The following is a 21,482-nucleotide window of genomic DNA, read 5'->3' on the forward strand; positions in this document are numbered from 1 at the left end:
CACAAGGAGTCCATATGAAGAACAACACCGCTGGTTTCACCCTGATTGAACTGCTGATCGTCATCGCCATCATCGGCATCCTGGCCGCCGTGCTGATCCCCAACCTGCTGGGTGCCCGTGATAAGGCCAACGTCACCGCTGCTCAGGCCTTCGGCAAGGAGTGCATCACCGCCGTAGAGATGAAGCGCGATGCTCAGGGCCTGCTGCCTACTGAAACCAGCTGCCTTGCCTTGATGGGGAAAGATGCTGCTCCTTCTGCCCTGGGTGGTGCAGATGCTGACGGAACCGTTGCGTACGATGAGACCAACAAAGATAAGTACACCATTGAAGTACCCGTTGCCAACGGCGGCCAGTGGGATTACGACGGCAGCAACTGGGCATACACTGCTCCCTGATCCTGCTCGCGCTTGACAGACCGCTCCCCCGGGGGCGGCTTTTGTTTTAACAAGATAACTCGCCATGCCACAAACCGCGACACAGGGCTTTAGCTTGATTGAACTGCTTACCGTGATTGCCAGTATCGGTATTCTGGCCGCGATTCTGATTCCCAACTTGATAAGTGCCCGCAACAAGGCCAATGACCAGGCCGCCATTGCCTACCTGCGTCACTGCGTGACTTCTATAGAGATGGTCCGCAAGCCCGGAACCCTGGCTCTGCCGGACGGTATCACCCATTGCCGGGACGACGAACTGCGCCCCGCCGCTATGGGAGAAGTCTCAGCCGTGCGCTCAGACCGGGTGGATGTGGACCCTACCACCGGGCAATACACCATTGAGGTGGTCAGCGCAGCAGGAAAGACTTTTCACTACGACGGCAAAGTTATTGTGTTCTAGTTCTGCCTCTTTCTCATTGTCTTAGACCGGCTCCTTCACGGGCCGGACCCTTTTCTTAGCCCCCACCTCACCCGCCGTGCCCTATAACTAGGGCCGCCATGCCTCCTTCCCTCAGCGCCCGTCTCCAGCCCCTCCGCGACTTTGTCGGCACCGATGCCTATTGGCTGGCGGTGGGGCTGCTGGCCCTGCTGACCGTGGTGCCGGGCGCGAACAGCGAAGGGTACTTCCAGACCGGCAAGCTGTTCGTGCTGCTGGCGGTCACGCTGCTCACGGCCACGTACATCTGGCTCAACCGCGCCCGCCTCCGCTTCAGTGCGCCGCGCCCGGTGCTGTGGCTGGTGCTGGGGTACGTTGCCTGGATGACCCTGACCAATACGCTGCTGTCGTCGCAACCCGGCAGCACGGTCGTCGGTTGGCCCGGCTGGCGCGGCGGACTGCTGACCAACGCGGGGTACTGGCTGCTGTCCTGCTGATGCTGTGCCGCCCCAGGGATGACCGTGAGCGCCGGCCCTGGCCGCTGCTGCTGGGCTTTTTGGCACTGACCAGCCTGTGGGCCACGGCCGAGTTCCTGGGACTGCGGCCGTGGCTGGGCAACCCCCTGCTGAGGGCCGTGCAGGGCAGCTTTCGGGTCACCGCCTTTCCTATCCTGACGGTGGGCAATTCGGGGTGGATTTCGGGGCTGTGGCCGCTGCTGGCCCCGCTGGCGCTGGTGTTCGCCCAGCAGCGGCGCTGGGCGGCCCTGCTGCCCACACTGGCACTGCTGCTGCTGGGCGTGGCCGCGACCCAGGGCAACCTGTCGGCGCTGGTCTTTTCGGGGCTGATGCTGCTGTTTGCGGGGCTGACCGTGCGCCGCAGCCTGCCCGCCGCGCTGCTGCTGGCAGCCTGCGCCCTGCTGCCTGCCCCGGTCACGTCGGGGCTGGTGGACGTGAACACCTGGCTCCAGAGCAGAGGCGCAGTGGAGGGCCAGCCTCAGCAAAACCAGTTCACCGCCCAGACCACCGAGCAGACCACCTCCGAGCGGCTACTGATTTTCACCTCCGGCCTGCGCAGCGCCGCCGAGCGCCCGCTGACCGGCTGGGGCTACGAGACGTTCCACAACAACTTCTACGGGCACCTGACCGAGCAGGAGCGCGAACCCTTCCTGCGCCGCATCATCAATGCCGCGCCAGACGAGCAGGTCAGCATGAGTGGCCTGGCCGTGGTGGCCCGCCGCGCGGACGGCAGCGGCCCCCCCCGTGAAGCGACCCTCCTGATGGTCAAGCCGCACAACTACCTGATTGAAGAGGTCTACAGCAACGGTTTTACCGCGCTGCTGTTCTTGCTGCCGGTGCTGGGCCTTATCGTCCGTGAGCTGCTGCGGGCCCGCACCGAGCTGGCCTGCTTCGCCCTGCTGGCCTGGCTGGGCTACGGCGGCTACCTGATGGGCTGGTTCCTGAACCCGTCGGTCACGCCGCTGGCCCTGGCGATTCTGGCGCTGGGGCTGCGGAGCGCGGACCGGGCGCGGGAGCTCAGGGGCCAGGAGATCCGGGAGAGCCGGGAGAGCGGAAGGGGGCTGCAAGGTCTGGAGCCAATCCCCGCGGCGCAGCTTGGCAAATCCGAATGACGTGCTGTAGGGGGCCTGTTGTCTGCATCACCCCATGATTTGACCTCCTCCATCTCCTGTACGCCCCATGCTCACAGCGAGCCTGGGAGCGGCAGATGGGCCGGGCGCCGCTGGGAGACACAGCCTTCTCCTTCCCGGCGGCCCTCAAGGTTCAAGCCCCAGGTGCCCGGCGGCGGAAGCCTCAGCCCTCACCCTCTACACTGTCCCTCATGCAGCATCCTCCCTTTACTGCCCTGGCGGCGGTCTACGACACCATGATGGAAGACGTGGAGTACAGCCACTGGGCCGACTTCATCCTGACCTATGCCCGTGACCAGGGCCTCAGCAGCGGGCGGGCGCTGGACCTGGCCTGCGGCACCGGCGGCCTGACCCGTGAACTGCTGGCCGCCGGCTGGGACGTGACCGGGCTGGACGGCTCGGCCGAGATGCTGGAGATGGCGCGTGCCCGCCTGCCCCAGGGCACGACGCTGGTACAGGGCGACCTGCGGACTTTTGCACTGGAAGAACAGTTCGACCTGGTCACCTGCGTGTTCGACAGCCTGAACAACCTGCTGAGCGCAGAAGAACTGGGGCAGGCCTTCGCACGGGCGGCGACGCATCTGCGCCCCGGCGGGCTGCTGGCCTGTGACCTGAACACCCGCCTGGGCGTGCGCGAGCTGTGGGACGGCGGCGTGATGGAAGGCGTGGCCCCAGCAAGCGACGGCAGCGAGGTGCATTACCACTGGTCGCACACCTTCGACCCGGCCGAGGAGCTGGGCGTGGTGCAGGCGCTGTGCCGGGTGGTGCGCGACGGCGGCGAGGTGGACGAGTTCATCGAGCTGCACCGCGAGCGCGGCTACGACCCGGGCGAGGTCGCACCGCTGCTGCGGGCGGCGGGGTTCGCCCGCTGGGACATCGTGGAGTATCCCGACTACGCCGAGCCGCAGGAGGACACGCCACGTATCTGGGTGCTGGCCTGGAAAGGTGAGGGGGCGTGACGCCCAAGGTTGCGGTGCCTAAAGTGACCGTGCTGGGCGCGGGCGGCTGGGGCACGGCACTGGCCCTGAGCCTGCTGCGGGCTGGGAACTGCGAAGTCACGCTCTGGGCCAGACGCGAGGACGCTGCCCAGGAGCTGCGGTCTAGGCGGGAGAACGTGCCCTACCTGCCGGGCGTGCCGCTGCCGCCGGAGCTGCACATCACGTCCGACCTGACCCAGGCCACAGCGAAAGCCGAGCTGGCGCTCGCCGTGACTCCCAGCGTGGGCGTGCCGGAGCTGCTCAGCGCCTTGCCGCACAAGCTGCCGCTGGTGCTGTGCGCCAAGGGCCTGGGACCGGGCGGCGAACGCCTGAGCGAACTGGCGCGGGCACAGGGCTTCACGCGGCTGGCCGTGCTGAGCGGCCCCAACCACGCCGAGGAAATCGGGCGGGGCCTGCCGGCTGCCACCGTGATTGCCAGCCACGACGCGGCGCTGGCGGCCCGCGCCCAGGCGCTGCTGCAGTCGGCCAGCCTGCGTCCCTACACCAGCAGCGACCCGGTGGGCGTAGAACTGGGTGGCGTCCTGAAAAACGTGCTGGCCGTAGCCGCCGGCATGGTGGACGGGCTGCAGCTGGGCGACAACGCCAAAGCTTCGCTGCTGACGCGGGGGCTGCCGGAAATGGCCCGCTACCTCGCCTGGGCCGGGGCGCAGCCGGGCACCCTGTACGGCCTGAGCGGCTTGGGCGACCTGATGGCCACAGCGACCAGCCGCCACTCACGCAACCGGGCCGCTGGCGAGGCGCTGGCCCGGGGCGGGCAGCCCGAGCAGGGCGGCAAGGTGGTCGAGGGGCTGCGCACCGCCCGGCTGCTGCACGACTGGGGCGAGCAGCATGGCACCGAACTGCCCATCATTCACGCGGTGTCGCGGGTGGCGGCGGGCGAGTGGACCCCACAGCGGGCGGTGGAAGGCCTGATGGAGCGGGCTGCCAAAGCTGAAGCCTAAGCGCAAGTGGCAGCCGTCAGCCCTTACCCTTACACCCCCAGCGCGGCTTGCAACTCGGTGTGGTTGCCTACTATGCGCTCGGCTCCGGCGTCCAGCAGCGTGCCGGCCAGCGCCGGGTCGTGGTGGGTGGCGGTAATACCCCATACCCGGCAGCCGGCGGCCACAGCCGCACGCACGCCTACCAGGCTGTCTTCAACCACCAGGCACTGCGCGGGGTCCAGGCCCAGCGCCTGCGCCGCGTGGCGGTACAGGTCCGGCTCCGGCTTGGCACGGCCCTGCACGTGCGAGGGGTTGTAGGCGTGGTCTCCGAATACCTCGGCCAGGCCCACTTCGCCCAGCTTGAACACCATCTCTTCCTGGCCGCTGTTGGTCGCCAGGGCCAGCGGTACGCCGGCGGCGCGCAGGCGGCTTAGCGTCTCGGCGGCGCCGGGAATGACTGCGCCGGACCCAAAGGCTTCCACGAAGCGGCGGTTCAGTTCCTCCGTAAAACCGGGCTGCGGCTCCCAGCCGTGCTCACGCCCGAGCCAGTCGAGCAGCATGGCGTTGGTCAGGCCGTTGCCGGCGTCCATCAGCGCCTGGCGGCCGATGCGCTCGCCGGCCTCGCCCATCGCGCCCACCCAGGCGTCGTAGGCGATGCCTTCGGAGTCGATAAGGACCCCGTCGAAGTCGAAGATGACCCCTTGGAAGCCGCGCTCCATCACAGCACGTCGCTTTCGGGGCCATGCTCCCAGCCGGCCAGAATGTGAATGTGGGTGTGTTCCACCATCATGCCTGCGCCCCGGCCCGCGTTCACCACCAGGCGGTAGTCCTGGGCGTGCTGCCGGGCCACTTCCATCGCCTTGAGCCACAGCCGGCCCATCTGCTCCGGGTCCTGCACCGTGTCGATGCGCGGGGTCCAGACTTTGGGAATCACCAGCAGGTGAATGGGCGCCTTGGGGGCGATGTCGCGGATAGCGATGAACTCGCTGTCCTCGTACACGACGTCACTGGGAATCTCACGGGCGATGATGCGCTCGAAGATACTGGGTTCGCGGCCTTGGGTCATGCGTCCAGTGTAGCCAGCCGGCCGGGGCGGGGGCGGCGGATAACTCCGCATTAAGGCCCGCGCCCTACTGCCTGGCCCGCCTACGGCCCATAGTGCGGTATGCGAGTTTCCAAAAGATTGCTGCTGGCCGGTGCCGCTGCAGCCCTGGCTGCCCGCCGGACCCTGACTCCCCGCTACGCCCTGAGCGGCAAAAGCGTGCTGATTACCGGCGGTTCGCGTGGGCTGGGGCTGGCGCTGGCCCGCGAATTCGCGGCGCGTGGGGCACGGCTGACCCTGGTGGCCCGCACCTCCAGCGACCTGGACACGGCCGCCGCCGAGCTGCGTGGGCAGGGCACCGAGGTGGCGACCGTCACCGCCGACCTGACCAAGCGGGAAGAAGTAGAGCGGGCCGTGCAGGCCGCCATGACCGCCCACGGCGCGCTGGACGTGGTGGTCCATAGCGCCGGCATGATTCAGACCGGCCCGCTGCAGGACATGACCGAAGACGACTGGCGCGAGGTGATGGAAATCAACGCCTTCGCCGCGCTGCGCCTGGTCCGCGCCGCCTACCCGCACCTGAAGGCAGCCGGCGGGCGGGTGCTGCTGGTCACGTCTATCGGGGGCAAGGTGGCGGTGCCGCACCTGGGACCGTACTCCATGAGCAAGTTCGCGGCGGTGGGCCTGGGTGCAGCCCTGCGTGCGGAGCTGGGCCTGGACGGTATCGGTGTGACCACGGTGTGCCCCGGCCTGATGCAGACCGGCAGCCCCAAACACGCGCTGGTCAAGGGCCAGCACGAAAAGGAATACGCCTGGTTCGCCACCATCGACAACCTGCCGCTGGTGTCCATGCCGGCTCCGGCTGCAGCGCGGGGCATGGTGGACGCCCTGGTGCGCGGCGACGCCGAAGCCATGATCGGCGTGCCCGCTGCGGTGGCCCGCTACGCGCAGGCGCTGGCTCCGCAGCTGGTGGCCGACGCGATGGCGCTGACCAACCGCTTCCTCCCTGGCCCGACCGGCAACCCGCAGGCCCGCCGCGGCGCCGACGCTGAAAGCGAAGTGACCCGCAGCAACCCCATCAAGCGGGCGGCGGAGCAGGGATTTAATCAGGAGTGATGGGCGCGGGCGCTGACCGGTCGGAACTGGTCCGTTACTGGTCAGCGCTCCACCAGCGACTCCAGCCACTCCAGCGCCGCCGCTGGCCCCAAGAGGCGGGCGCCGCGTTCCGGGGGGAACCAGGCCAGCAGGGCGGCGCTGTCCTCGGCATTGTCTCCAAACACGACCTTGTGGTCGCCGTCGGCCAGCCACAGCAGACCGTTGGGCGTGCCGCTCAGGCGGGTGCCCACCGCCAGCGGTTCGCCCAGCCATACGGCGTCCACCTCGGCGGCGTCGGCGGGGTTGTGCAGGGCAGGCAGGCAGCCGTAGTTGACCGGCGCGGGCCAGGGCTCGGTGCGGTAAGGCACCAGCTCTCCCCCGCTTTCCCCGGCTCCGGCACGCCACACCCAGCGCCCGGTTTCACTGCGCCGCCACTCCACGACCCCGGCGTACAGCTTCAAGGCTTCACCTCGTAGAACTCCACCAGCCGCATCACGCTGTCGCCCAGGCCCAGCGCGGCCCGGTAGGCCCCCTTGTCCGACGCCCTGAGGCGGAAGGTGGCGGTGCGCTGCGCCGCGTCCAGATACACCGAGTCCTGCGCCAGCTGCCTGGTCCCGTTGAACCAGGTCACGTTCAGGTAGCCGGCTTCAAAGCGGCCCTGGAGCTGCGCGGTCAGCACCAGTTCCTCGCCCTCGCGCCGGATTTCGGCCCCGAAAATACGCGGCGGCAGGTTCACCTTGGCCACCGGAGGAATCAGCGGCACGTAGTTGTAGCGGCAGCCCCCCAGCAGGGGCAGCAGCGCGAGCGCGGGGAGCAGGTAGGTCAGGCGCATGAGGGCAGTGTAGCGGGCCGAGCTGAGAGTTCTGGAGGCGGAGGGAGCCTTCCAGACGCGCCGCCCCGCTCCTGCAAGTCTGCCCGGTAGAGGTGCCAGTTCCAGCTGTCCGGGTCGCCGGTGCCGGTGTTGTTTTTGTGCAGGACGTAGTGCCCAGTGAACATCTGCAGCCGGCCACTGTTGAGCTGCGCGCGGACCTGCACCGGCACCTCCGCGTAAAGCGAGCCGGCGGCCCCTTCCAGCCGCACCGGGCCGGCAAGCTTCACATGGGTGGAACGGGTGCAGGCAAAACCTGCCTTGAAGGCGGCAAAGCTCTGGCCGCTGGCCTGCCCGCCCCCGCTCCACAGGGCGTAGGCGGCGCGGTAGTCGCGAGCATTCAGGGCGCGGTAGTAACGAATCACGGTGTCCTGGGGACGGAGCTGTGCTTGCTGCCGGACCTGGGCTCCAGCCTGCGCCGGCAAGGCCAGCAGCGGCAGCGCAAAAGCAGCAATGAACTGGACTCTTCGCATAGCCTCAGCCTGAACCTGCCTGAACAAAAAGCTGTGAGAAAACAGCTAAACCCCGGTCGCTGCAATCGCTCCCAGCAGCGCCAGCGGGGCGGTCTCGGCCCGTAGGATGCGGGGCCCGAGCACCACGCCCTGAGCGCCACGGCTCAGCAGGGCTTCCATTTCGCTCTCGGAAAAGCCGCCCTCGGGGCCGGTGAGGAGCGTGACCGGGCTGTCCCAGTGCAGGTGGCTGGACAGCAGGTCGTGGACATACGGGTGCGCCACATACGCCTGACCTTCCCAGGTCAGCGCAGCCAGCGGGACCGGGGGCAGCACCTCGGGGGTCACGGCGCGGCGCGACTGCTTGCTGGCCTCGGCGGCGACGCGGTTCAGCCTAGCCAGCTTGTTCGCACCGATATCGCGCACATCGGCGTGCTGCGTGACCAGCAGCTGAATGCGGGCCACACCCAGTTCGGTGGCGGCCCGCACCACATCGGCCAGTTTGTCGCCCTTGAGCAGGGCCACCGCCAGCGTGACCGGCTGCGGCGTCTCGGGCGTGCCGGGCAGTTCTTCTACCAGCCGCAGCGTGGCCCGCAGGCCGTCCAGCGCGGTCACTTCGGCGCGGGCTTCGCGGCCCCGGCCGTCGAAGACCAGCAACGGGTCACCGGCTCCCAGCCGCATCACGCCCAGGTGCCGCACCTCGCCCCCTGTCAGGACCAGCTCCGGCCCCGCTTCCAGGTCGGCGGGCAGCTCCGGCACGCGAATACGGGTCAGGCGCATTTCCTAGCCTGCCTTCTGTCCGGTGACCAGCGCCCACTCGCCTTCCTGGCGCACCTCCACACCCCGCACGCCTTCACGCTCCAGCGCCGCCAGCACCAGGCCCAGGCGGTCTTCGAGAATGCCGGTCAGAAGCAGCGCGCCGCCGGGGCGCAGGTGGTCCAGATAGGTGGCGGCCAGCAGGTCGTGCAGCTCGGCAAAGAGGTTGGCGACCAGCACGTCGTAGCCCTGCTCCGCCAGCGCAGCGTGCCCCGCCGGCGCCGTGAAGCTGCCCTGGGCCAGCGTGCCTTCATCGAACTGGGCCTGCGGAGCACTCAGACCGTTCTGGGCGGCGTTCTCACGGGCCACCGGAATGGTCTGCGGGTCAATGTCCACCCCGTAGGCCAGGTCCGCGCCCAGCTTGGCCGCCGCCATCGCCAGCACGCCGCTGCCGGTGCCCACGTCCAGCACGTTTTTGCCGTTCAGGTCCAGGGCGCTGAGCGCCTCGACCGCCAGCCGGGTGGTGGCGTGGTGCCCGGTCCCGAAAGCCATGCCAGGCTCGATAATCAGCGGCAGCTGCGTGGCCGGCACCTCATCTGCCAGCCAGGGCGGGGCGATGGTAATGCGGCCCGCGACCACCGGGCGGATGTCGCGCTTGAACGCCGCCTGCCAGTCCTGCTCCTGCTCTTCCAGCCACTCGCCCCCGGCCAGCGGACCAGTGAACTCCAGCCGCTCGTCGAAATAGGCGCGAATCTGCCCGCCCCGCTCTTCCAGGCCGGTCGCGCCGGCCTCCCACAGCAGGTCGAGGTCGGCTTCACGGGTTTCCAGGGTTCCGGGCAGGGCATACACCAGCATGGGGGCCAGTTTAGCCTGCGGCCCGGCCACGCGGCGCGGGGGGGCCGCACAAGCTGACACATTTTCAGCGGCCGGCTGCTAGCCTGCGGTGTACATGGCCAAGACATCCTCCAAGGCGACCAAAGCGGGCCGCATCGCCCCCGCCAGCGGGGCACAGCCCAGCACCCTGAACACACAGCTGGCCGAGTACTGGCCCGACTTCCAAGCCGCCACGCCGCGGGCGGTCCACGAGGTCCGCAAGCTGACCCGCCGCGCCGGGGCCGAAGCCGAAGTGAGCGACCTGAAGAAAAAGGTGCGCCGCGAGTGGCGTGACCTGCGCCGCGCTGCCGCGCCTATCCGCGACCACGACGCGGCCGGCGAGCACCTGCAGGCCGCACTGGCAGAACTGAAGGCCAGCCCCGCCGCTGTGAAGCGGTTCCAGGCAGCCTGGGCCAAGCGCCGCACCGAGCTGCTGGCCGCCCACCCCCTGCCGGCTGCGATGCCCAGCAGCTACGACCTGCCCGGAGACTGGGAAGCGCGGGCCGAGCGGGTGATGAAGGCCGACCGTAAAGCGCTGCTGAAGCGGGGCAAAGCGCTGATGAAGGCCGCCGACACGGACGATTCCGAAGCCTGGCACGACTGGCGCAAGCTGATGAAGCGCTACCGCTACACCCTGGAACTCGCCGGCAAGGCGCCGCGTGAGGTGAAAGACACGCTGGAGCACCTGGGCCGCCTGCAGGATGCCGAAGTGCTGCTGGAACTGCTGCGCCACGAAGGGCAGCACTTCACAGCAGCGCAGCTGAGCGCGCTGACCCGCCGCGAGGAGCAGGCCCGCCTGCAAGCCCGCGCCGCTGTCCGTGAGCTGTGGCCCACGCTGAAGGCCCACCTGAAAGGCGAAGCGCTGCCCAACGAGGAAGCGGCTCCACCGGCCCAGGCTCCCGCCACGGCTGAAGCCTCTGCCCCGGCCAAGGTCTCCGCGCCCGCCACACCGGCAGCGTCCCCCACCCCCACCAAGAAAGCGGCGACTCCAAAACCTGACCGGGCCACGCAGGCAAGCCGAAAGACGCCCCGCCGCCAGCCCGCAGCCGAAGCCACCGGCACCCAGGCCAGGGCAGCCCGCAGTGGAGCCAAGAAAACCACCCCGGCCGCTGCTACCAAGGCCGAGAAGGCCCCGGCCAAACGGGCCAGTACGGCCGCAGCCAAAGCACCTGCAGCCAAAGTGCCGGCCAGCAAAGTGCCTGCCGACAAAGGGCCTGCCAAAAGGGCTGCCAAAACCGCGATCAACACCGCCAGCGGCCCGGCCGCGAAGCCCAGCCGCAGCGCCGCGAAGAAGAAGCCGGCCACCCCACGCCGTAAGACCGGCGACCCAGACGGCAATTCCTAAAGCTGCATTTCGGGGGGGCGCATCCGCACGTCGGGGCGCTCCTTTTAGGCTGGGGGCATGACCAATTCCCAGTCCACCAAACCCCAAACCGCCGTGCTGCTGCACGCTTTCCCGCTGGACGCCCGCATGTGGACCGAGCAGAAAAAGGCCCTGGAAGCGGCGGGCCTGCGGGTCATCGTGCCGCATCTGCCTGGTTTTGGCGGCGAAGCGGGCGAGCTGACCAGCCTGGAGGAGATGGCCGAAACCCTGGTAGACAACGTGCTGCCCGAAGAACCCGTAGCGCTGGTGGGCCTCAGCATGGGCGGCTACCTGGCGCTGGAAGTGCTGGCCGCGCTGCAACAACGTGGGCAGCCGGAGCGCGTCAGCCACCTGGTGCTGGCCGACACCCACGCGCAGGGCGACGACGCCGAGAAAAGCGAGGACCGTGAAAAGCAGGCCCAGAAGGTACTGAAAGAAGGCCAGGAGTTCATGGTGGAAACGGCCCGCGAGGAGCAAAAGCCCTCCACCGCCAAGCAGACCGCCAAGATGACCCGCGAGGCCAGCCGCGAGGGCGTCGCCGCCGCGCTGCGTGCGATGGCCGCCCGCGCCGACCGCCGTGACGTGCTGCGCCGCGCAGGTGAGCAAGGCGTGCAGGTGCTGGCACTGGTAGGCAGCGAGGACGCCCTGACCCCACCCGAGCAGGCACAGGAAAACGCCGACCTGAGCGGCGGCCAGCTGAAGGTCATTGAGGGTGCAGGCCACCTGTCCAACCTGGATGAACCAGAAGCGTTCAACCAGGCGCTGGTGGACTTCCTGAGCTGATGACGGCGTCCCATGCCCCAGCACCCCGCGTCCTCGTCCTGGCCGAACTGCGCCGCGAGTTGCGGGCATGGCAGGCCATGAATACCCAGGCCGAGCGACTGCACCTGACCGAGGCCCGGATGCAGAACGCCTGGACCTGGCGCGAGTTGCTGGCGCACCTGACCGCCTGGCAGGAAGTTACCCTGGCCCGGCTGCGGGCCGCGCCGGACGGCGCCGGACTGACCTACCCTGCCTGGGCAGGCGGCCAGAACCCTGACGGGCAAGACCTGAACGCGGTCAATGCCCGGATTCAGGCCGCCGCCCGGGGACAGAGCTGGCCGCAGAGCCACGCCGCCTGGGAGCGCGGATTTGCGGAAGTGCTGGAGCGGGCGCAGACACTGAGCGAAGACGACCTCGCCCGCCCTAGAGACTGGCTGGACGGCTACACCCTGCTGGATGTGCTGCGCGGCACCCTGACACACCACCGCGAGGAACACCGGCTGGGGGCGCAGCGCTGGCTGGATAGCCAAGCGGGCCGCACCCGCGCCGCTGAACGGTAGCTACTGAATCAGCGGCAGCGGGTCCATCTCGCCGCTTTCCATCCGCTCCATGATGGCGCGGCCCGTCGGGGTCTGCGCGAGGCCGCCTTCTGCCGTTTCACGCAGCGCAGGGGGCATCATGCGGCCCACTTCGGCCATCGCGGTCACCACTTCGTCGGGTGGGATGAAGCTTTCCAGATTCGCCAGCGCCAGTTGCGCGGCGCTCACCGCGTGAACGGCATAAAAGGCGTTGCGGCTCACACAGGGCACTTCCACGTAGCCACCGACAGGGTCGCACACCAGGCCGATGGTATTGGTCAGCGCCAGGGCAGCGGCGTGCACGGCAGCGCGGGGGCTGCCGCCCATCAGCTCGGTGACGGCGGCGGCGGCCATGGCTGCGCTGGAGCCGATTTCAGCCTGGCAGCCACCTGCTGCGCCCGAAATGAACATCTTTTTGCTGATGGCCTTGCCGATACCTGCCGCCAGAATCAGCGGGCCGACCAGCCGGTCGTCCTCAATGCCGAGGTGGTCCGCCACGCCCAGCAGCGCTCCAGGCACGGTGCCCGCGCTGCCAGCGGTGGGGGCGGCCACGATGCGGCCCATGCGGGCGTTCTCTTCGTTCACGGCCATCGCGTAGGCCTGCACACGTACCAGCAGCGGAGCGTTCAGCGTGTCGGGGGCTTCCCACAGGCCCTTGGCGTTCCAGCCCACCATGCCGGTAATACTTTTGGCGTCGTTCTTCAGGCCGCGCTCCACCGAGTCGCGCATTTCCGCGATACGGCGGCGCATCTCGTCGCGGACCGCCTGCGGGTCCAGGCCGGATTCTTCGCAGTCGCGCTCCAGCACCCACGCGGAAGCAGGCGCGGGGGCCTGCATGATGTCTTCTAGTTTCATAAGTTCTCCTTGGCCGCAAAAGTTGGAAGGCAAAAGTCTAAGTGAGGAGGCGGGGTAGACGCAGCCTAGCCGTCCATCAGTTTGGGCATCAGCTGCACCCACTGCATGCTGGGATAGCGCAGAAATGTTTCTATGACGCCCGGATGCACGCCGGGGCCGTCCATCTCGATGGCCACCAGCGCCGAGCCGCCGCGCCGGTCACGCGTGCAGCTGAGCGTGGCGATGTTGATTTCCTCGGCGGCAATCGCGGTGGTGATGCGGGCCAGAATGCCGGGGCGGTCCTCATACTGAAGCACCAAGGTGGGGTAACCCGCGCTGATGTTTACGGCGCTGCCGTTGATACTGCTCACCACAATCACGCCGCCCCCCGTGGAGCTGGCAATCAGTTCGATGCTGCTGGAGTCGCCACGCAGGCTGATGCGGGCCGTGTTGGGGTGAACGTCGGCCAGCTCGATGTGCTCAAAGTTGAAGGTCAGGCCCTGTGCCTGCGCATGCTCGAAGCTGTCCGGCAGGCGGGGGTCGTGGGGTGCGTACCCCAGCAGGCCGGCCACCAGCGCGAAGTGGGTCCCGTGGCCGCGTCCCGTCTTGGCAAAGGAAGCGTGCAGCCCGATCTCGGCGTGGCGGGGGGCCTCGCCCAGCAGGTGGTGGGCCGCCAGCCCGATGCGGCAGGCTCCGGCCGTATGGCTGCTGCTGGGGCCGACCATCACCGGGCCGACCATGTCGAGAAGTGTCATGCTGCTCAGTGTAAAGAGCGCTGTGGCCCGGAACCTAGAGGGTGCAGCCGGCGGCGTCTGCCCTGCACGGACGAGGCCAGCACGGACGCAGCCAGTACACACGGGGCCGGCACAGGCACCGCCGCCAGGGCGCAGACACTCCGCCCGCCGCCACGGTCGGGCCGGGTCTCCGGCGCTAGAGTGCGGGCTGTGACGCAGCCTGTGCCCCACACTGCCCGCCCGGTCCGCCGCCAGCGCTCTGCTTCGCGCAGCGGCGTGGTGCTGCGGCGCTGGAAAACCCCCAAGGGCGACCTGATCGTCAGCCTGCTGACCCCCCAGGGCAAGCTGCGGGCCATCGCACGCGGGGGGCTGCGCGGCAAGCACGCCGGGGCGCTGAACCTGTTTCACCACGTCGGCCTGCAGGTGTACGCCCGCCCCGGCGACGAGCTGGCGGTGATTCAGCAGGCCAGCCTGGAAGGTGCCCTGCCGCGGCTGGCCCTGCCGGAACGCCACCCCTACGCGCACCTGCTGGCCGAACTGGCCGACCTGCTGTTTCAGGAGGGCGAGGCCGACGAATACGGGCAGCAGGCGTTCGACCTGTTCGCGGGGGCCCTGCGCGGCGTGGCCCACCACCACGACCCGGAATGGGTGGCCCTGGTGATGAGTTACAAGCTGCTGGCCCTGGCCGGCTTTCCGCAGCGCACCCGTATGTGCGCGCGCTGCGGGGCAGCCGACCCCCAGCACCCCGACCCCTTCGGCGGCGAACTGCTGTGCGGGCGCTGCTCGCATCAGCGGGCGCTGAGCCCGTCCAGCCTGGACTTTCTGCGCGGCGTGGTGCGGCGCAGCGTGCGCGAGAACATGGACCACCCGGTGCCCGCCGAGGACCGCGCTCCGCTGTGGCTGGGGCTGGAGCGCTTCGTGGGCGTGCAGGTGGGCCGGGTACGCAGCTGGCCTCACCTGCACGCAGGCTGAGCAGCGCAGGCGCAGGGGCCACAGTCGCTCGGCGCAGCGGCCGCTAGCATGCGGGGCAGATGAGCGACCTCTCCAAGAAACCCGCACCACAGTCGTTCAGCGCCAGTGAGCTGCTGCGTGAACTGTTTCCTGACCAGGCCACAGGTGAGGACGAGGGCAGCGCCCCTACCCTGGGCCTTTATCCGGTGGCTGACGGACGCTTGGCACTGGTGCACGGGCGGCAGCTGGCCGAATTCACGCCGCTGAGCGGCCAGGCCAAGAATGCCCTGCACTGCGACCTATGCCACCACACCCGCTCGCCCAGCGAGGCCACCATCTACCGCGTGGTGGTCGCGCAGCGCCGTAGCCGCTACGTGACGCTGTGCCACAGCACCGCCTACTGCCAGGGCCGAGCAGGCGCCGCTGGGCTGCAGGCTCTGGCCGAGCGCATCTTCCCTGTCGAGTCGGGCGCCGAGATGTTCTGAACCCTGGAGGGATGGACACTGGGGGGATGGCCCCCGCGCCACCCACAGGCGAGCTCTGCACAGACTGCACAGCCTACACAGGCAAGCCACGGCCAGGGCCGCTGCTGACGGCGCACACTTCGGCAATTCTTCAGGGAAGGCCTGCACCGGTACTTCCGGCTCACTTTGCAGGGGCGTGGGTGTGGCAGCGTAGGGCATGAGCACTCTAAGCACTTCCTCCCAGGGCAATGCCGCCCCCACTCCTCTTCAAACCGCCGGCCGCCTGCTGCTGGGCGGCGCTCTGGTCACGGCCGGCACCGCGCACCTCACCTTTGCCCGCGCCGAGTTCCCCGCGCAGGTGCCCGACATGCTCACGGACGGCCCGCTGCACCTGAACGAAGATTTTATCGTGGTGGCTTCAGGCGTGGCCGAAATCGCGCTGGGCGCAGCGCTGGTGGCCCTGCCTCAGCACCGCCGCACCCTGGGGCTGATCAGCGCCGGATTCTTCACGGCCGTGTTTCCCGGCAACGTGTCGCAGTACCTGACGCACACCGACGCCTTTGGGCTGGACAGCGACAGCAAACGCTTCGCGCGGCTGCTGTTCCAGCCGGTGCTGGTGGCCGGGGCATTGTGGACCACTGGCGCCTGGCCGCGCCGCCGCTGAAGTGCTGCAGCAAGGCTCTCCACTGCTGTAGGCCACCACATGACGCAGGCCAGGGGAAGGCACCGGAGCATGCGGCGCCCTCCCTGCTGAGCCCAGTGGAACAGCGGCGATGGAGGGTGGACGCAGCGACAAGGGCAACGCAGACATGAGGGGCCACACGGAGGAGCAGGGCGGAGTTGCAGAGCTGCCCTTCCAAGTCGCTGCATCCTCAGCCGGGGAGCGCCTAGAATGGAGCCCACTATGAGCCAATTCGAACAGCTGTACCGCCAGGTGGCCCTCAGTGTCGCCGGCAACCCGGTCGTGGAAAAAGTCTTGAGCAAGCAGGGCTGGGCGCTGGCGCAGCGTTTTGTATCGGGCGAGACGGCGCAGGACGCCATCAAGGCCATCAAGCGGCTGGAAGCCCAGGGCATCTCCGGCAACCTCGACCTGCTGGGCGAGTTCGTGAACACCCCGGAACCCGCCAATGCCAACACCGAGATGATTCTGGCGACCATTGACCAGGTGCACGCGGCGGGCCTCACGCCCTACAACAGCGTGAAAATGTCGGCGCTGGGCCAAGGGCAGACCGCGCCGGACGGCCAGGACCTCGGCTACGTCAACACCCGCCGCGTCGTGGAGCGGGCCAAGCGCTACGGCGGCTTCGTCAATCTGGACATGGAAGACCACACCCGCGTGGACTCGACTCTGCAGATTTTCCGCCGCCTGGTCAAGGAGTTCGGCCACCAGCATGTGGGAACGGTGTTGCAGGCCTACCTGCACCGCTCGGAAGACGACCGCCGCAGCCTGGACGACCTGCGCCCCAACCTCCGCATGGTGAAGGGCGCCTACCTGGAGCCCGCCTCCGTCGCCCTGCAGAGCAAAACCGACATTGACGCCGCCTACCGCCGCCTGGTCTACGAGCACCTCAAGGCCGGCAACTACTGCAACGTGGCCACCCACGACCACCACATCATCTACGACGTGATGCACTTTGCGCTGGCCCACGGCATCCCTAAGGACCAGTTCGAATTCCAGCTGCTGTACGGCATCCGCGAGGACCTGCAGCGCGAATTGGCCGAGGCCGGCTACACGGTGCGCTCGTACATTCCTTTCGGCAAGGACTGGTACGGCTACTACTCGCGCCGCATCGCCGAGCGCCCGCAGAACGTGATGTTCGTGCTGCGCGGCCTGCTGTAAAAAGAGGCGAACCGGCCCCAAGTACACGGCCCGTAAATCACGCTGTCGGCGCATAAATCTACACGTTCCCCGGCCTGTATACAGCTTTGCATACAGGCCGGAGCGTAGGCTAGAGTGGCGAGGGTACCACCACAGACAAGGAACTCTTTTTGGTTCGATTTAGGCGCGGGATGACCAGGTCGCCCTATGCTTGGAAGGAATAGAGGAGATGAGATTGCCCAAAGACCCCACGCCCATCCGTACTATTGAAGTAGTGCCCTACGACCCTGCTTGGCCTGCCCAGTTCGAGGCAATTGCTGCGCCTATTCGCGCCAAACTTAGCCCGCTGGCGCTGGGTGTGGAGCATGTAGGAAGTACCAGTGTGCCAGGGCTTACCGCCAAGCCGATTATTGACCTGGACGTTGTTATTTCGAGTCGTTTGCAATTACCTGAAGTCGTAAGCAAGCTGACAGAACTTGGTTACGTGCATGAGGGCAACTTGGGCATTCCGGGCCGCGAAGCATTCATGTGGCCTGACGGGAACGGACGTCATCACCTCTATGTTTGCTCGGTCAATACGCCCAATCTTCACTATCACCTGCTGTTCAGGGATTACTTGCGTCAGCATCCAGATAAAGCTTTGGAATATGGGCAACTTAAAGAGAAGTTGGCGAAGCAGTATCCCGGCGATATGGATGGCTATAGCGAAGGCAAGCAGGATTTAATCAGCCGTCTTATGCAAGAAGCCGAGGCATTAAGCGGCTTTGCCTTGCATCAACCTTAGACCCCTCTAAAGGAGAAACCCCATGATCAAAGTTCAGGAATACCGCCCACAGCCCTTTACCGACTTCACCAAGGAAGAGAACGTCAAGGCGTATCAGGAAGCCCTCGCCAAAGTGCGCAGCGAGCTGGTCGGCAAGCACTACCCGCTGATTATTGACGGCCAGCGGGTAGACACCGCAGAGAAAATCGAGAGCCGCAACCCCTGCAACACCGACGAAGTGGTGGGCACCACTGCCAAAGCGACCATTCAGGACGCCGAAAACGCCCTGCAGGGCGCCTGGAAAGCGTTCGAAAGCTGGAAGAAGTGGGACATGGACGCCCGCGCCCGTATCCTGCTCAAGGCCGCCGCCATCCTCAAGCGCCGCCGGATGGAAGCCTGCGCCCTGATGAGCATCGAAGTGGGCAAGAACTACGCCGAAGCCGACGTGGAAGTGGCCGAAGCGATTGACTTCCTGGAGTATTACGCCCGCTCGGCCATGAAGTACGCCGGGTTCGGCAGCAGCGAAACCACCTGGTTCGAGGGTGAAGAAAACGGCCTGATGAGCATCCCGCTGGGCGTGGGCGTGAGCATCAGCCCCTGGAACTTCCCCTGTGCCATCTTTATCGGCATGGCCGTGGCGCCCGTGGTGGTGGGCAACTGCGTCATCGTGAAGCCGGCCGAGGACGCCGGACTGATTGCCGGCTTCATGATGGACATCATGCTGGAAGCGGGCCTGCCGGCCGGCGTGATTCAGTTCCTGCCCGGCGTGGGCAAGGAAGTGGGCGAATACCTGACCACCCACGCCAAGACCCGCTTTATCACCTTCACTGGCAGCCGCGCCGTGGGCCTGCACATCAACGAGGTGGCGGCCAAGGTGCAGCCCGGCCAGAAGTGGATCAAGCGCGTGGTGATGGAACTGGGCGGCAAGGACGCCCTCATCGTGGACGAGACCGCCGACATCGAAACGGCCGTGACTGCCGCCGCGCAGGGCGCTTTCGGCTTCAACGGCCAGAAGTGCAGCGCCATGAGCCGCCTGATTGTGGTGGACAGCGTGTATGACGACGTGGTGGGCCAGTTCGTGGAGCGTGCCCGCAGCCTGAAGATGGGCACCGGCGAGGAGAATGCCCCCGTGACCGCCGTGGTCAACCAGATGAGCTTCGACAAAATCAAGAGCTACCTAGAACTGGCCCCCAGCGAAGGCCAGGTGCTGCTGGGCGGCGAAGCCCCCGGCGAGTGCGGCGGTCAGCCCGGCTACTACATCGCCCCCACTATCGTGGGCGACGTGCAGCGTGACGCCCGCATGGCGCAGGAAGAAATCTTCGGACCGGTCGTCACCGTGCTGCGGGCCAAGGACTGGCAGGACGCCCTGGACATCGCCAACTCCACCGAGTACGGCCTGACCGGCGGCGTGATCAGCAACTCGCGTGAGCGGCTGGAGCAGGCCCGTGAGGAGTTCGAGGTGGGCAACCTGTACTTCAACCGCAAGATTACCGGCGCGATTGTGGGTGTGCAGCCCTTCGGCGGCTACAACATGAGCGGCACGGACTCCAAAGCGGGTGGCCCCGACTACCTCGCCAACTTCATGCAGCTCAAGACGGTGACGGAACGCTGGTAACCCGCCACAAAAAGCCGCTGACATAAAGCAGCAGGTAAAGGAAAGCCCCCGCATGACGCCGGGGGCTTTTTGCGGCTCCGTCGGCATCTCGCAAGACTTAATTTTCAAGCCTTGCCTCCATCCATCTGAAAAACAAGACCGGAAATAAAGTTGCAACTGCCTCTCTCACTGTGCTTGCACCATTCAAATGGTTCTGGTAATCTCCCCCTCACGTTCAATGAGGTTTGAACTCAGCTTCGTGGCTTCGCCGCTCACCAGCACGCCTTCGGCCGGCGGGTGAGCGCCCTTTTCGATTCTCAGCACCTTGACGGAGATTCCCGATGACCTATGCACGCTCTTTGCTGGCCACCACCCTCGCCCTCTCGCTCGCTGCTTGCGGACAGCCTCAGAGCAGTGCCCCTGCCCCTACTCCTCCTGCGTCCACGGCACCTGCACAGGGAGAAGACGGCGAAGTCATCGCGGGGGCCTACCTGGTGGGCTTTCAGCAACAGGACGGTCTCTCGGCCCAGGCGGTAGAGCAGCAGGCCGCACTCCAGGCCCAGGCCATCGAGGCAGCCGGAGGCGTGCTGACCAGCCAGTGGGCCGATATCAGCGCTGCTGCCGTGCAGCTGAGCCCCGAAGCGCTGGCGCGGCTCCAGGCCAGCCCGCTGGTGGAGTACATCGAGCCCGACCTGGTGCGCCGCGCCCTGGGTGGCCCCGCCGTAGGCCAGGCCGCAGACGGCGGTGTAAGCGCGCCGGCCGCCAGCACCGGCCTGGGCAGTCAGGCGCTGTACACCGCCAGCGGCGAAACCACCTGGGGAGACGCCGCTCTGGACGTGCCTACGCTGCGCAGCCAGGGTCAAACCGGCCAGGGCGTAGCCGTATGCATTGGGGACACCGGGATTGACGGCAACCACCCCGAATTTGCCCGCCGGCTGAAAGGCTTCCGCAACTTCGTGACCACCGAGCCGAACCGGAACGACCCTTACCAGCTGAACGATGTGGGCCAGCACGGCACGCATGTGGCCGGCACCGTGTTCGCGCAGTACGGAGCCGGCACCGGCGCCCCCGGCCTGCTCGGCGGCATGGTTGCGGACGGGGTGGGCGGCGTCGCCAGCGGCGCGAACCTATACATGGCCCGCGTGCTGGGCGACAGCGGGTCGGGCAGCAGCAGCGCCATTATCAACGGCGTGAACTGGTGCGTATCGCAGCTGAAGTCGCAGGGCGGCACCGAGAACAAGGTGGTGGTGAACCTGTCGCTGGGCGGCGGCCGCAAGAGCCTGACCGAGCAGCGGGCCTACACCAGCGCCTTTAACAAGGGCGTGCTGACGGTGGCCGCGACCGGCAACGAAAGCACTGCCGTGTCCTACCCCGCCGCCTACGACGGCGTGCTGGCCGTGGCTGCCGTAGACAGCGACCTGAAAAAGGCCGACTTCAGCAACTTCGGCAGCAGCGTGGACCTGGCTGGCCCCGGCGTGGCCGTGCTGAGCGCCGTGCCCCTGGGCAGCGGCAGCGCAGCCAGCGTGGTCAGCGGCGGCACCTCCTACCCGGACGTGACAGGCGCCGACAAGTCCGGCCGGGGCACCGTGACCGGCACGCTGGCCCAGGCCGGCGGCACCAACAACGAGTTCTGCGGCGCAGGCACCCGCAACCCCGCGCTGCAGGGCAACATCGCCTTGATTGCGCGTGGCACCTGCAGCTTCGAGGAAAAAGTCGCCAATGCTGCTGGCAGCGGCGCCACGGCTGTCATCATCACCAACAATGTGGAAGGTGCGCTGGGCCTGAGCCTCACCAACAGCTACAGCATCCCTGTGGTCGGCGTAACCCAGGCGGCCGGGCAGAGCCTGTCCGGCCAGAGCAGTGCCACCGTCAGCGTGGGCAGCGCCGACTACGACAGCTGGAACGGCACCAGCATGGCGACTCCGCATGTGGCTGCAGCCGCCGCCGTGGTCTGGGCCGCCAAGCCCAGCCTGACCAACGCGCAGCTGGAAACCCTGCTGAAAAATACTGCCCGCGATATCGACGCCACCGGCAAGGACAACAACACCGGCTACGGACTGGTGCAGCCGCTGCGGGCCATTCAGAACTAGGCCGGCACCCCCGGCAACCTTATGCCCCCGCAGTGACCGGGGGCTTTCGTGTGTAGCCTATCGTTCGTCGTTGG

General features: G+C 67.4%; 26 protein-coding genes. 17 read left to right on the top strand and 9 right to left on the bottom strand.

Going from position 1 to position 21,482, the window contains the following annotated elements:
- Positions 1-14 precede the first annotated feature (14 nt).
- From DEIPR_RS14370 to DEIPR_RS09215, 6 genes are all read left to right on the top strand, one after another.
- Complete coding sequence (locus DEIPR_RS14370) at positions 15-395, top strand: prepilin-type N-terminal cleavage/methylation domain-containing protein (protein WP_013615551.1); 381 nt, start codon at positions 15-17, stop codon at positions 393-395.
- Positions 396-459: 64 nt separating this feature from the next.
- Entirely contained in the window at positions 460-834 is a 375-nt protein-coding gene (locus DEIPR_RS09195; protein ID WP_013615552.1) for a prepilin-type N-terminal cleavage/methylation domain-containing protein, read from the top strand.
- Positions 835-932: 98 nt separating this feature from the next.
- A complete protein-coding gene (locus DEIPR_RS09200) occupies positions 933-1,307 on the top strand; it encodes a hypothetical protein (protein WP_013615553.1) in 375 nt (124 codons plus the stop codon).
- Positions 1,307-2,437 carry an O-antigen ligase family protein gene (locus DEIPR_RS09205; protein WP_013615554.1) on the top strand — a complete coding sequence of 377 codons (1,131 nt, stop codon included), beginning with the start codon at positions 1,307-1,309 and terminating at the stop codon, positions 2,435-2,437. Before DEIPR_RS09200 ends, DEIPR_RS09205 begins: the two co-directional genes overlap by 1 nt.
- Before the next feature lie 209 nt (positions 2,438-2,646).
- Complete coding sequence (locus tag DEIPR_RS09210) at positions 2,647-3,414, top strand: class I SAM-dependent DNA methyltransferase (protein ID WP_041222069.1); 768 nt, start codon at positions 2,647-2,649, stop codon at positions 3,412-3,414.
- Positions 3,411-4,394 carry an NAD(P)H-dependent glycerol-3-phosphate dehydrogenase gene (locus tag DEIPR_RS09215; protein ID WP_013615556.1) on the top strand — a complete coding sequence of 328 codons (984 nt, stop codon included), beginning with the start codon at positions 3,411-3,413 and terminating at the stop codon, positions 4,392-4,394. Before DEIPR_RS09210 ends, DEIPR_RS09215 begins: the two co-directional genes overlap by 4 nt.
- A gap of 29 nt (positions 4,395-4,423) precedes the next feature.
- On the opposite strand, the gene DEIPR_RS09220 is transcribed toward DEIPR_RS09215, so the two are convergent.
- Complete coding sequence (locus tag DEIPR_RS09220) at positions 4,424-5,092, bottom strand: HAD family hydrolase (protein ID WP_013615557.1); 669 nt, start codon at positions 5,090-5,092, stop codon at positions 4,424-4,426.
- Positions 5,092-5,439, bottom strand: a complete 348-nt coding sequence (locus DEIPR_RS09225; protein WP_013615558.1) for an HIT domain-containing protein — start codon at positions 5,437-5,439, stop codon at positions 5,092-5,094. The genes DEIPR_RS09220 and DEIPR_RS09225 overlap by 1 nt, the downstream gene beginning before the upstream one ends.
- 99 nt (positions 5,440-5,538) lie before the next feature.
- Between DEIPR_RS09225 and DEIPR_RS09230 the strand changes: the two genes are divergently transcribed.
- Positions 5,539-6,531, top strand: a complete 993-nt coding sequence (locus tag DEIPR_RS09230) for an SDR family NAD(P)-dependent oxidoreductase (RefSeq protein ID WP_013615559.1) — start codon at positions 5,539-5,541, stop codon at positions 6,529-6,531.
- 41 nt (positions 6,532-6,572) lie between these two features.
- Here DEIPR_RS09230 and DEIPR_RS09235 read toward each other — a convergent pair whose 3' ends face one another.
- Genes DEIPR_RS09235 through DEIPR_RS09255 form a run of 5 tightly spaced genes read right to left on the bottom strand, consistent with a single transcriptional unit; the run spans position 6,573 to position 9,438 of the window.
- The gene (locus DEIPR_RS09235; protein WP_013615560.1) at positions 6,573-6,971 is read right to left on the bottom strand and encodes a hypothetical protein; all 399 of its coding nucleotides are present in this window, start codon (positions 6,969-6,971) and stop codon (positions 6,573-6,575) included.
- The gene (locus DEIPR_RS09240) at positions 6,968-7,342 is read right to left on the bottom strand and encodes a hypothetical protein (protein WP_013615561.1); all 375 of its coding nucleotides are present in this window, start codon (positions 7,340-7,342) and stop codon (positions 6,968-6,970) included. The genes DEIPR_RS09235 and DEIPR_RS09240 overlap by 4 nt, the downstream gene beginning before the upstream one ends.
- Positions 7,333-7,851: a hypothetical protein gene (locus DEIPR_RS09245; protein WP_013615562.1), complete on the bottom strand. Its 519-nt coding sequence runs from the start codon at positions 7,849-7,851 to the stop codon at positions 7,333-7,335. The genes DEIPR_RS09240 and DEIPR_RS09245 overlap by 10 nt, the downstream gene beginning before the upstream one ends.
- 45 nt (positions 7,852-7,896) lie before the next feature.
- Entirely contained in the window at positions 7,897-8,607 is a 711-nt protein-coding gene (locus DEIPR_RS09250; protein WP_013615563.1) for a 16S rRNA (uracil(1498)-N(3))-methyltransferase, read from the bottom strand.
- 3 nt (positions 8,608-8,610) lie between these two features.
- The gene (locus tag DEIPR_RS09255; protein ID WP_013615564.1) at positions 8,611-9,438 is read right to left on the bottom strand and encodes a 50S ribosomal protein L11 methyltransferase; all 828 of its coding nucleotides are present in this window, start codon (positions 9,436-9,438) and stop codon (positions 8,611-8,613) included.
- 94 nt (positions 9,439-9,532) lie between these two features.
- Between DEIPR_RS09255 and DEIPR_RS09260 the strand changes: the two genes are divergently transcribed.
- The 3 genes from DEIPR_RS09260 to DEIPR_RS09270 are packed head-to-tail and all read left to right on the top strand — an operon-like array spanning position 9,533 to position 12,141.
- Positions 9,533-10,801 (top strand): CHAD domain-containing protein, encoded by a 1,269-nt coding sequence (locus DEIPR_RS09260; protein ID WP_013615565.1) that lies wholly within the window; start codon positions 9,533-9,535, stop codon positions 10,799-10,801.
- A gap of 57 nt (positions 10,802-10,858) precedes the next feature.
- Complete coding sequence (locus DEIPR_RS09265) at positions 10,859-11,602, top strand: alpha/beta fold hydrolase (RefSeq protein ID WP_013615566.1); 744 nt, start codon at positions 10,859-10,861, stop codon at positions 11,600-11,602.
- Positions 11,602-12,141: a ClbS/DfsB family four-helix bundle protein gene (locus DEIPR_RS09270; protein ID WP_013615567.1), complete on the top strand. Its 540-nt coding sequence runs from the start codon at positions 11,602-11,604 to the stop codon at positions 12,139-12,141. Before DEIPR_RS09265 ends, DEIPR_RS09270 begins: the two co-directional genes overlap by 1 nt.
- Here the strand turns inward: DEIPR_RS09270 and sdaAA are convergent, their stop codons facing one another.
- Both sdaAA and sdaAB read right to left on the bottom strand, forming a co-directional pair.
- Complete coding sequence (sdaAA, locus tag DEIPR_RS09275; RefSeq protein WP_013615568.1) at positions 12,142-13,014, bottom strand: L-serine ammonia-lyase, iron-sulfur-dependent, subunit alpha; 873 nt, start codon at positions 13,012-13,014, stop codon at positions 12,142-12,144. It lies immediately after the preceding gene.
- Between the two features lie 65 nt (positions 13,015-13,079).
- Positions 13,080-13,748 carry an L-serine ammonia-lyase, iron-sulfur-dependent subunit beta gene (sdaAB, locus tag DEIPR_RS09280; RefSeq protein WP_013615569.1) on the bottom strand — a complete coding sequence of 223 codons (669 nt, stop codon included), beginning with the start codon at positions 13,746-13,748 and terminating at the stop codon, positions 13,080-13,082.
- Between the two features lie 189 nt (positions 13,749-13,937).
- Between sdaAB and recO the strand changes: the two genes are divergently transcribed.
- From recO to DEIPR_RS09315, 7 genes are all read left to right on the top strand, one after another.
- Entirely contained in the window at positions 13,938-14,699 is a 762-nt protein-coding gene (recO, locus tag DEIPR_RS09285) for a DNA repair protein RecO (RefSeq protein WP_013615570.1), read from the top strand.
- Positions 14,700-14,758: 59 nt separating this feature from the next.
- Complete coding sequence (locus DEIPR_RS09290; RefSeq protein ID WP_013615571.1) at positions 14,759-15,163, top strand: hypothetical protein; 405 nt, start codon at positions 14,759-14,761, stop codon at positions 15,161-15,163.
- Positions 15,164-15,359: 196 nt separating this feature from the next.
- On the top strand, positions 15,360-15,806 hold the full coding sequence (locus DEIPR_RS09295) for a DoxX family protein (protein ID WP_013615572.1): 447 nt from the start codon (positions 15,360-15,362) through the stop codon (positions 15,804-15,806).
- Between the two features lie 240 nt (positions 15,807-16,046).
- Complete coding sequence (locus DEIPR_RS09300; RefSeq protein ID WP_041222072.1) at positions 16,047-16,982, top strand: proline dehydrogenase family protein; 936 nt, start codon at positions 16,047-16,049, stop codon at positions 16,980-16,982.
- A gap of 208 nt (positions 16,983-17,190) precedes the next feature.
- A complete protein-coding gene (locus tag DEIPR_RS09305; protein ID WP_013615574.1) occupies positions 17,191-17,745 on the top strand; it encodes a GrpB family protein in 555 nt (184 codons plus the stop codon).
- A gap of 22 nt (positions 17,746-17,767) precedes the next feature.
- Positions 17,768-19,339 (top strand): L-glutamate gamma-semialdehyde dehydrogenase, encoded by a 1,572-nt coding sequence (gene pruA / locus DEIPR_RS09310; RefSeq protein WP_013615575.1) that lies wholly within the window; start codon positions 17,768-17,770, stop codon positions 19,337-19,339.
- Between the two features lie 320 nt (positions 19,340-19,659).
- Positions 19,660-21,408 (top strand): S8 family serine peptidase, encoded by a 1,749-nt coding sequence (locus DEIPR_RS09315; RefSeq protein ID WP_013615576.1) that lies wholly within the window; start codon positions 19,660-19,662, stop codon positions 21,406-21,408.
- Positions 21,409-21,482 lie beyond the last annotated feature (74 nt).

The sequence above is a fragment of the Deinococcus proteolyticus MRP genome, from assembly GCF_000190555.1.
Taxonomy (GTDB): domain Bacteria; phylum Deinococcota; class Deinococci; order Deinococcales; family Deinococcaceae; genus Deinococcus; species Deinococcus proteolyticus.

What these genes read in the sequence shown, in the direction of transcription:
- DEIPR_RS09300 (WP_041222072.1), top strand. Translation starts at nt 16,047, where the DNA reads ATGAGCCAATTCGAACAGCTGTACCGCCAGGTGGCCCTCAGTGTCGCC.
- DEIPR_RS09305 (WP_013615574.1), top strand. Translation starts at nt 17,191, where the DNA reads ATGAGATTGCCCAAAGACCCCACGCCCATCCGTACTATTGAAGTAGTG.
- DEIPR_RS09230 (WP_013615559.1), top strand. Translation starts at nt 5,539, where the DNA reads ATGCGAGTTTCCAAAAGATTGCTGCTGGCCGGTGCCGCTGCAGCCCTG.
- DEIPR_RS09225 (WP_013615558.1), bottom strand. Translation starts at nt 5,439, where the DNA reads ATGACCCAAGGCCGCGAACCCAGTATCTTCGAGCGCATCATCGCCCGT.
- DEIPR_RS09270 (WP_013615567.1), top strand. Translation starts at nt 11,602, where the DNA reads ATGACGGCGTCCCATGCCCCAGCACCCCGCGTCCTCGTCCTGGCCGAA.
- sdaAA (WP_013615568.1), bottom strand. Translation starts at nt 13,014, where the DNA reads ATGAAACTAGAAGACATCATGCAGGCCCCCGCGCCTGCTTCCGCGTGG.
- DEIPR_RS09260 (WP_013615565.1), top strand. Translation starts at nt 9,533, where the DNA reads ATGGCCAAGACATCCTCCAAGGCGACCAAAGCGGGCCGCATCGCCCCC.
- pruA (WP_013615575.1), top strand. Translation starts at nt 17,768, where the DNA reads ATGATCAAAGTTCAGGAATACCGCCCACAGCCCTTTACCGACTTCACC.
- sdaAB (WP_013615569.1), bottom strand. Translation starts at nt 13,748, where the DNA reads ATGACACTTCTCGACATGGTCGGCCCGGTGATGGTCGGCCCCAGCAGC.
- DEIPR_RS09195 (WP_013615552.1), top strand. Translation starts at nt 460, where the DNA reads ATGCCACAAACCGCGACACAGGGCTTTAGCTTGATTGAACTGCTTACC.
- DEIPR_RS14370 (WP_013615551.1), top strand. Translation starts at nt 15, where the DNA reads ATGAAGAACAACACCGCTGGTTTCACCCTGATTGAACTGCTGATCGTC.
- DEIPR_RS09290 (WP_013615571.1), top strand. Translation starts at nt 14,759, where the DNA reads ATGAGCGACCTCTCCAAGAAACCCGCACCACAGTCGTTCAGCGCCAGT.
- DEIPR_RS09295 (WP_013615572.1), top strand. Translation starts at nt 15,360, where the DNA reads ATGAGCACTCTAAGCACTTCCTCCCAGGGCAATGCCGCCCCCACTCCT.
- DEIPR_RS09200 (WP_013615553.1), top strand. Translation starts at nt 933, where the DNA reads ATGCCTCCTTCCCTCAGCGCCCGTCTCCAGCCCCTCCGCGACTTTGTC.
- DEIPR_RS09245 (WP_013615562.1), bottom strand. Translation starts at nt 7,851, where the DNA reads ATGCGAAGAGTCCAGTTCATTGCTGCTTTTGCGCTGCCGCTGCTGGCC.
- DEIPR_RS09210 (WP_041222069.1), top strand. Translation starts at nt 2,647, where the DNA reads ATGCAGCATCCTCCCTTTACTGCCCTGGCGGCGGTCTACGACACCATG.
- DEIPR_RS09315 (WP_013615576.1), top strand. Translation starts at nt 19,660, where the DNA reads ATGACCTATGCACGCTCTTTGCTGGCCACCACCCTCGCCCTCTCGCTC.
- DEIPR_RS09250 (WP_013615563.1), bottom strand. Translation starts at nt 8,607, where the DNA reads ATGCGCCTGACCCGTATTCGCGTGCCGGAGCTGCCCGCCGACCTGGAA.
- DEIPR_RS09240 (WP_013615561.1), bottom strand. Translation starts at nt 7,342, where the DNA reads ATGCGCCTGACCTACCTGCTCCCCGCGCTCGCGCTGCTGCCCCTGCTG.
- DEIPR_RS09265 (WP_013615566.1), top strand. Translation starts at nt 10,859, where the DNA reads ATGACCAATTCCCAGTCCACCAAACCCCAAACCGCCGTGCTGCTGCAC.
- DEIPR_RS09220 (WP_013615557.1), bottom strand. Translation starts at nt 5,092, where the DNA reads ATGGAGCGCGGCTTCCAAGGGGTCATCTTCGACTTCGACGGGGTCCTT.
- DEIPR_RS09205 (WP_013615554.1), top strand. Translation starts at nt 1,307, where the DNA reads ATGCTGTGCCGCCCCAGGGATGACCGTGAGCGCCGGCCCTGGCCGCTG.
- DEIPR_RS09255 (WP_013615564.1), bottom strand. Translation starts at nt 9,438, where the DNA reads ATGCTGGTGTATGCCCTGCCCGGAACCCTGGAAACCCGTGAAGCCGAC.